Annotated in this window: 7 protein-coding genes; 2 read left to right on the top strand and 5 right to left on the bottom strand. The window is 73.8% G+C overall.

Features of this window, described 5'->3' with window-relative positions; translation table 11 throughout:
• Nucleotides 1–10 precede the first annotated feature (10 nt).
• The 3 genes from KBX39_RS18320 to KBX39_RS18310 all read right to left on the bottom strand — a co-directional run bounded on the left by KBX39_RS18320 (nucleotide 11) and on the right by KBX39_RS18310 (nucleotide 3,105).
• Nucleotides 11–889 (bottom strand): acyl-CoA thioesterase II, encoded by an 879-nt coding sequence (locus tag KBX39_RS18320; protein ID WP_210871677.1) that lies wholly within the window; start codon nucleotides 887–889, stop codon nucleotides 11–13.
• Nucleotides 886–2,334: a pyruvate kinase gene (gene pyk, locus KBX39_RS18315; RefSeq protein ID WP_043329559.1), complete on the bottom strand. Its 1,449-nt coding sequence runs from the start codon at nucleotides 2,332–2,334 to the stop codon at nucleotides 886–888. Before pyk ends, KBX39_RS18320 begins: the two co-directional genes overlap by 4 nt.
• Nucleotides 2,335–2,739: 405 nt before the next feature.
• Nucleotides 2,740–3,105, bottom strand: a complete 366-nt coding sequence (locus tag KBX39_RS18310) for a YciI family protein (protein ID WP_210871675.1) — start codon at nucleotides 3,103–3,105, stop codon at nucleotides 2,740–2,742.
• A 163-nt stretch (nucleotides 3,106–3,268) separates the two neighbouring features.
• Here KBX39_RS18310 and KBX39_RS18305 point away from each other — a divergent pair, with 163 nt between their 5' ends.
• On the top strand, nucleotides 3,269–4,135 hold the full coding sequence (locus KBX39_RS18305) for an aldo/keto reductase (RefSeq protein WP_209962652.1): 867 nt from the start codon (nucleotides 3,269–3,271) through the stop codon (nucleotides 4,133–4,135).
• Nucleotides 4,136–4,214: 79 nt separating this feature from the next.
• Nucleotides 4,215–5,807, top strand: a complete 1,593-nt coding sequence (locus KBX39_RS34080; protein ID WP_210871673.1) for a GMC family oxidoreductase N-terminal domain-containing protein — start codon at nucleotides 4,215–4,217, stop codon at nucleotides 5,805–5,807.
• Nucleotides 5,808–5,848: 41 nt separating this feature from the next.
• Here the strand turns inward: KBX39_RS34080 and KBX39_RS18295 are convergent, their stop codons facing one another.
• Nucleotides 5,849–6,652, bottom strand: a complete 804-nt coding sequence (locus KBX39_RS18295; protein WP_064445267.1) for an alpha/beta fold hydrolase — start codon at nucleotides 6,650–6,652, stop codon at nucleotides 5,849–5,851.
• A gap of 170 nt (nucleotides 6,653–6,822) precedes the next feature.
• On the bottom strand, nucleotides 6,823–7,086 hold the full coding sequence (locus tag KBX39_RS18290; protein WP_013287536.1) for a DUF6244 family protein: 264 nt from the start codon (nucleotides 7,084–7,086) through the stop codon (nucleotides 6,823–6,825).
• Nucleotides 7,087–7,119 lie beyond the last annotated feature (33 nt).

Raw genomic sequence — 7,119 nt, 5'->3', positions numbered from 1 at the left:
CACCCGCCGCTCAGCCGCCGCCGCGGCGCCGCTGTCCCTCCTGCAGGGCGGGGGGGTTGTGCCGCCCGTCGGCGGTGAACATGCGGCGGGTGGCCAGGCCACGGCCGCCCGACGCGGACGGGCTCCAGCAGTCGTACAGGAACCACTCGTCGGCGCGGAACGACCTGTGGAACCACAGCGCGTGGTCGAGGCTCGCGCCGACCACGCCGCCCGGGCCCCACACCTCGCCGTGCACCGACAGCACCGAGTCCAGCAGCGTCAGATCGGAGGCGTACGTCAGCGCGCACGCGTGCAGCAGCGGATCGTCCGGCAGCTTGCCGTCCAGCCGCATCCACACCCGCTGGTGCGGTTCGGCCGGGCGGTCGCCGGGGCGTACCCAGCCCGGCTCGCCGACGTAGCGCACGTCGATCGGGCGCGGGATCATCCCCCAGATGCCGAGCCGCTCCGGGTAGCGGGAGAGCCTGTCGGTCATGGTCGGCACGTCGTCCGGGCCGGGCACGTCCGGCGGCACCGGGGCGTGGTGGTCCAGCCCCTCGTCCTGTCGCTGGAACGACGCCGACATGAAGAAGATCGGCTTGTCGTGCTGCAACGCCACCGACCGGCGCACCGAGAAGGACCGGCCGTCGCGGACGTTCTCCACCTGGTACTCGATCGGCTCGGCCGGGTCACCGGGGCGCACGAAGTAGCCGTGCAGGGAGTGCACGGCCCGCTCCGCGTCGACGGTGCGGCCGGCGGCGACCAGGGCCTGGCCGGCGACCTGCCCGCCGTAGACCCGCTGCGGGCCCACCGGCGGGCTCATCCCCCGGAAGGTCATCTCCCCGGTACGGTTTAGGTCGAGCACCTCCAGCAGCTGGTCGACCGCCGCCTGCCCGGTCGCCGCAGCACTCACTGGAGCGCTCGCGCCGAGGCCGCGTCCACGAGCGAACCCAGCTGGTGCACGCGCAGCGTGTTGGTGGAGCCGGGGGTGCCGGGCGGGCTGCCCGCCACGATCACCACGTAGTCGCCCGGGTTGGCCCGGTTGAGGCCGAGCAGCGCCTGGTCGACCTGGCGGAACATGTCGTCGGTGTGCTGGACGAACGGCATCAGGAACGTCTCCACGCCCCAGGAGAGCGCGAGCTGGTTGCGCACCTCCGGCACCGGCGTGAAGGCCAGCAGCGGCAGGTCGCAGTGCAGCCGGGCGAGCCGCTTGACGGTGTCGCCGGTCTGCGAGAACGCCACCATGGCCTTGGCGCCGATGGCCCGGGCGATGGAGGAGGCGGCCACGGTGAGCGCGCCGCCGTGCGTACGCGGGTCGTGCTGCAACCGGGGGACGGCGATCGAGCCGGCCTCGGTGGTGGTGACGATCTTGGCCATGGTGCTGACGGTGAGCACCGGGTACTTGCCGACGCTCGTCTCGCCGGAGAGCATCACCGCGTCCGCGCCGTCGAGCACCGCGTTGGCCACGTCGGAGGCCTCGGCGCGGGTCGGGCGGGAGTTCTCGATCATCGAGTCGAGCATCTGGGTGGCCACGATGACCGGCTTGGCGTTCTCCCGGCAGAGCTGCACGGCGCGCTTCTGCACGAGCGGCACCTGGTCCAGCGGCAGCTCGACGCCGAGGTCGCCGCGGGCGACCATGACGCCGTCGAAGGCCAGCACGATCGCCTCGAGGTGGTCGACCGCCTCGGGCTTCTCGACCTTGGCCAGGACCGGGCGGCGCACGCCCTCCTCGTCCATAATCGAGTGGACGAGCTTGATGTCCTCGGGTGAGCGGACGAACGAGAGCGCGACCAGGTCGACACCGAGGCCGAGGGCGAAGCGCAGGTCCTCCGCGTCCTTGTCGGACAGGGCCGGGACGCTGACCGCCACGTTCGGCAGCGAGACGCCCTTGTTGTTGGAGACCGGGCCGCCCTCGGTGACCAGGCACCGGATGTCGTTACCGGTGACGTCGCTGACCTCGACCGCGACGCGGCCGTCGTCGATCAGCAGCCGGTCGCCCGGCTTCACCTCCTGCGGCAGCTTGCGGTAGGTGCAGGAGACGCGCTCCTTCGAGCCGACGACGTCGTCACCGGTGATCACGACCGAGTCGCCGGTGCGCCACTCGTGCGGGCCGTCGGCGAACCGGCCCAGCCGGATCTTGGGCCCCTGGAGGTCGGCCAGCACCGCGACCGGCTTGCCGGACGCCTCGGCGGCCTCCCGGACCAGCCGGTAGACCGATTCGTGGTCGGCGTGACTGCCGTGGCTGAAGTTGAGCCTCGCCACGTTCATGCCCGCCTCGACGAGCCCTCGGATACGCTCCGGGGACGAGGTGGCGGGGCCGAGAGTACAGACGATCTTCGCGCGGCGTGTCACGCCCATCAGGCTAGTCTCTCCTCCGGATCGGCCTCCCGGCCGACCCCTTGCGGACAGCGGAACAGTTGTCCAACGACGCGCGTGTACCGCGCGGGCGGGCGGTTGGCGTACCGCACCGGAACGTCGTGTGTGGCGGGCATCGGCGACCGCGCGGCGGAAATGGTACCCCTCGCCGTCACGTGCCGGCCGGGTGCTCCCGTGGATGCCGTCCGCCCTCGCCGTGGCGCGGCCCCGCCGGACCGGCCGGGGGCAGGTTCGGGCAGCCGCCGGGCGGCCAGGCCGCGATGATCTCGGCGAGCAGGTGGTCGGCGCGCAGCCCGGACGCGGTCCGCTCCAGCGGGACCCGGCTCGCGGCGCCGTGGAAGTGGTGCAGCGCGATCGCCGAGAACGGCGACGAGACCGCGCCGGCCGTCAGCTCTCCGTCTTGACCAGCGGGAACTCCAGCGAGCCGGCCGGGCAGAGGAAGGTCAGCACCTCGACCCGGTAGAGCCCGGCCTGTACCGCCGGGTCGGCCTCCATGACGCTGCGCACGTCGTCCACCGAGCCGGTGCGGGCCAGGCCGAAGCCGATCGGCGGATCCGGTTCCCGGGCCGGGCCGTCCACCGAGCCGTCGACGAGCACGATGCCGCGCCGTTGCAGCGCCCGCATGTGCTGCAGATGCTCGGCCTGCAGCCGTTGCACGGTCTCCTCCGGCAGGGCCCGGCCGGACGGCCCCGGGTAGAGCACGATGCACTCGTACGTGTCCAGCGCGAAGTCGAGCCGTGGCGTCGTGCTCATGCGCACCTCCTGCTGACCACCGTTGCGCCCAGCCTCGCACGGCGGTCCGGTGCGCCGGGGCCGCTCGCCGCAACTACCGGTGCTTCGCCGCCACGATTCGGGGAATGTCCAGGGGTCGGGGCGCGCGCCGCCCGCGACCGCGTACGAGCACAGGAGGACCGCGATGGCCACCAGCACCCAGCCCGCCAAGGCGTCGGGCAGCTACCGGATCGGTGGTGACCTGCGGGTCGACCGCCTCGGCTACGGGGCGATGCAGCTCACCGGCCCCGGCGTGTGGGGCGACCCGAAGGACCCGGCCGAGGCGGTACGGGTGCTGCGCCGCGCGTACGAGCTGGGCGTCACGTTCATCGACACCGCCGACTCGTACGGGCCGTTCGTCAGTGAGCTGCTGATCCGCGAGGCGCTGCACCCGTACGCCGACGACCTGGTCATCGCGACGAAGGCCGGACTGACCCGCTCCGGTCCGGACGACTGGCGGCCGGTGGGCCGCCCGGAGTATCTGCGCCAGCAGTGCGAGCTGAGCCTGCGCCACCTGGGCCTGGACTGCATCCCGCTCTACCAGCTGCACCGCATCGACGCGAAGGTGCCGCTGGCCGACCAGCTCGGCGAGCTGGCGCTGCTGCGGCAGGAGGGCAAGGTCCGGCACATCGGGCTGTCGCAGGTCAGCGTCGAGCAGATCGAGGCGGCCCGGGAGATCGTCCCGATCGTGTCCGTGCAGAACCTCTACAACCTGGCCGACCGCGGCGCCGAGGACGTGCTGGCGCACTGCGAGCGGCACGACCTGGCGTTCATCCCGTGGTTCCCGATCGCCACCGGCAACCTGGCCCGCCCCGGCGGCCCGCTGGACGCGATCTCGACCTCACACGGCGCCACTCCGGCGCAGCTCGCGCTGGCCTGGCTGCTGCGCCGCTCGCCGGTGATGCTGCCGATCCCCGGTACGTCGTCGGTGGCGCACCTGGAGGAGAACGTGGCGGCGGCCGAGGTGGAACTGACCGACGACGAGTTCGAGGCGCTGGCCAAGGCGGCCTGAGTCGGCCGCCGTCCAGCCCTTTCGCGGAACGTGATCGAGCAACTACCGTCAGAAGGATTCTCACGAGTGGGGGTCCGCTGTGGAGGAGTTCGACTATGTCATCGTGGGGGCCGGCGCGGCGGGGTGCGTGCTGGCCAACCGGCTAACCGAGGATCCGGGAACGCGGGTGCTGCTGCTGGAGGCGGGCGGCTGGGACCGCAGCCCGTACGTGCGCGTGCCGAAGGCGTTCTCCCGGCTGATGGACGACGAGCGCACCGCCTGGCACTACCCGGCCACCACCGGGCCGGGCCGCCAGGAGATCTGGCAGCGCGGCCGGATGATCGGCGGCTCGACGTCGGTGAACGGCATGATCTGGAGCCGCGGCGCGGCCCGCGACTGGGACGCCCTCGACCCGCTGGGCTGGGGCTGGTCGGCCATGCGGCAGGTGTTCACGCGGCTGGAGGACCACCCGCTGGGCCCCGCGCCGCACCGGGGCGCGGGCGGGCCGGTGCGGCTGTCCATCGCCACCGGCACCGACCCGCTCGCCGAGGAGATGGTGGCCACCGGCGCCGAGCTGGGCTGGCGCCGGGCCGACGACCTGGACGCCGACGACGACGAGCGGATCGGCTACCCCACCGCCACCATCCACGGCGGACGGCGGGTCAGCGCCGCGAACGCGTTCCTGCACCCGGTGCGGCGCCGGCCCAACCTGACCGTCGAGGTCGGCGCCGTCGTGCTGCGGGTGCTGGTCGAGGGCGGCCGGGCGGTCGGCGTACGGGTGGCGCACGGCGGCCGGGAGGTCGAGCGCCGGGCGGCCGGGGAGGTGATCCTCGCCGCGGGCGCCCTGGCCACCCCGCACCTGTTGCAGGTCTCCGGCATCGGGCCGGCGGACACGCTGCGCGCCGCGGGCGTGCCGGTGCTGCTCGACCGGCCCCGGGTCGGCGCGGGGCTGCGCGAGCACCGGTCGATGGTGCTGCAGTACCGCCTCGCCGAGCCCGGCGGCCACAACATGACCATCGGCAGCCCGCTCGGGCAGGCCCGGGCCACGCTGCGCTGGCTGCTCACCGGGGGCGGCCCGCTCGCCCTGCCGGTGCTGGACGTGGCGGCCCACGTCAAGTCCCGGCCGGACCTGGACCGCCCGGACGCGCACCTGCTGATGGCGCCGTTCTCGGCCGCCCCGCCCCGGCCCGGCAAGGCCCTCGAACTGGAACGGGAACCGGGCGTGATGTGCCTGGGCACGGTGACCCGGCCGGACAGCGAGGGCAGCCTGGCGATCACCGACGCGGACCCGCGTACGCCGCCGGCTGTCGTGGCGAACTACCTCACCACCGACCACGACCGGCGGGTGGCGGCGGACCTGTTCCGCCGGATGCGGGAGTTCTTCGCCACCGGGCCGATCGCGAAGCGGATCCGGGCCGAGACGGTGCCCGGCCCGGCGGTCCGCACCGACGCCGAGATCGTCGAGGCGGCGGTGGCACGCGGCTACTGCGGTTACCACGCCATCGGCACCTGCGCGATGGGCGACGGCGACGACCACGTGGTCGACCCGCAGCTGCGGGTACGCGGCGTGGACGGGCTGCGGGTGGTCGACGCGTCGGTGCTGCCGGTGATGGTGGCGGGCTGGACCAGCGCCCCGGTGAGCGCGCTGGCCTGGCGGGCCGCGGACGTCATCCGCGGGCGGGACGGGAGCTGACAGCGCCCGGGCCCGCGCGACGGCGGGCCCGGGCACCGGTGTCAGACCGCGAAACAGTTCGGCCGGACCGGGGCGCCGGCGAGCACCTGGCGCACCACCGTGTACGTGGTGCCGTCCAGCACCAGCCCGAGGTGGCCGACGACCCGCAGCGGGCACCACGCCTGCACCAGGACGTTCGTGGCGCCGTCGGCGAGCAGCGCGTTGTCGACCGGCCGGACCAGCTCGTCCTGCCAGGTGCGCACGGTGGCCCAGCGAACCGGCCCGGGCGTGTCGTCACCGGCGTTGAGGTCGGCCAGGAAGCTCGACCCGATCGACATCTGCTGACAGGCGATCACCCCGGCGCAGCTGCCCAGCCCGAGGAACGCGACCAGGTTGGCGACGTACGTGCCGTACTGCGGGCTGCCGAGGCTGACGTACTGGTCGACGGTGGCGGCGCCGCCGAGGTACTTGACGTACCAGCGGCTGACCAGGCCGCCCTCGGAGTGGCCGACCAGGTCGACCCGGGCCGCTCCGGTGGCGGCGCGGACCTGGTCCACGTAGGTCGAGAGCGCACGGGCGGACTCGCGGATGTCGCCGAGACCGAGGTTCGGCAACTGGAAGATCGAGACCCGGTAGCCGTCGGCGCGCAGCCGGGCGGCGATCGGCTCGTACGCGATGGAGATTCCACTGAGGCCGCCGACCACGATCACCGGGTCGGCGGCCGCGGCGGCGGCCCGTTGCGCGGCGGTGGTGACGGTGGCCGTGTTCGACGGGGCGGCGGGTTCGGCGGCGGCCGCCTGGGCGGCGGCCGGGACGAGCAGGACGGTGGCGGCGGTGGTGGCGGCCAGGATCGTTCGGAGCAGCATGGGCTGCACCTCCGAGGGGGAGGCACCCGGGCGGACCGGGAGGGGACGGGTGGGATCCGATCGATCGTGGACACGATGATGCGTGTCCGATTTCACACACGTCAATGAAAAGTTACGCGGCGGTAACCACTTGTCGCGCCCACCGCGCAAACCGGCAAGCCGGGCCGGGCTCAGTTGCCCAGCGCCTGGACCTTCGCGATGGTCTCCTGGACGTGCTGCCGGGCCGGCTCCCCGCCCTGCGCGGCCTGCGCCAGCGCCTGCCGGTAGGAGTCGATGACGCCGATCAGCGGCCCGGCCGTCGCCCCCTCCAGCGCGCCCGCCACCAGCGCCCGCGCCTCCGCCGCGTCCTGTGCCGCGGCAGCCGTGCGCGCCTTGGCCTCGTCCAGCTTCTGCGCCGCCGCCGCCAGCCTCGCGATGATCTCCGCCGCGCTCACAACCCCTCCCCCACCTCACGCACCCGCGGGAAC

It is taken from the genome of Micromonospora sp. D75 (assembly GCF_018070405.1).
Taxonomy (GTDB): Bacteria; Actinomycetota; Actinomycetes; order Mycobacteriales; family Micromonosporaceae; genus Micromonospora; species Micromonospora chalcea.
This window is presented reverse-complemented; position numbering and strand designations above follow the sequence as displayed.

What these genes read in the sequence shown, in the direction of transcription:
- pyk (WP_043329559.1), bottom strand. Translation starts at nt 2,334, where the DNA reads ATGGGCGTGACACGCCGCGCGAAGATCGTCTGTACTCTCGGCCCCGCC.
- KBX39_RS18310 (WP_210871675.1), bottom strand. Translation starts at nt 3,105, where the DNA reads ATGAGCACGACGCCACGGCTCGACTTCGCGCTGGACACGTACGAGTGC.
- KBX39_RS18305 (WP_209962652.1), top strand. Translation starts at nt 3,269, where the DNA reads ATGGCCACCAGCACCCAGCCCGCCAAGGCGTCGGGCAGCTACCGGATC.
- KBX39_RS18295 (WP_064445267.1), bottom strand. Translation starts at nt 6,652, where the DNA reads ATGCTGCTCCGAACGATCCTGGCCGCCACCACCGCCGCCACCGTCCTG.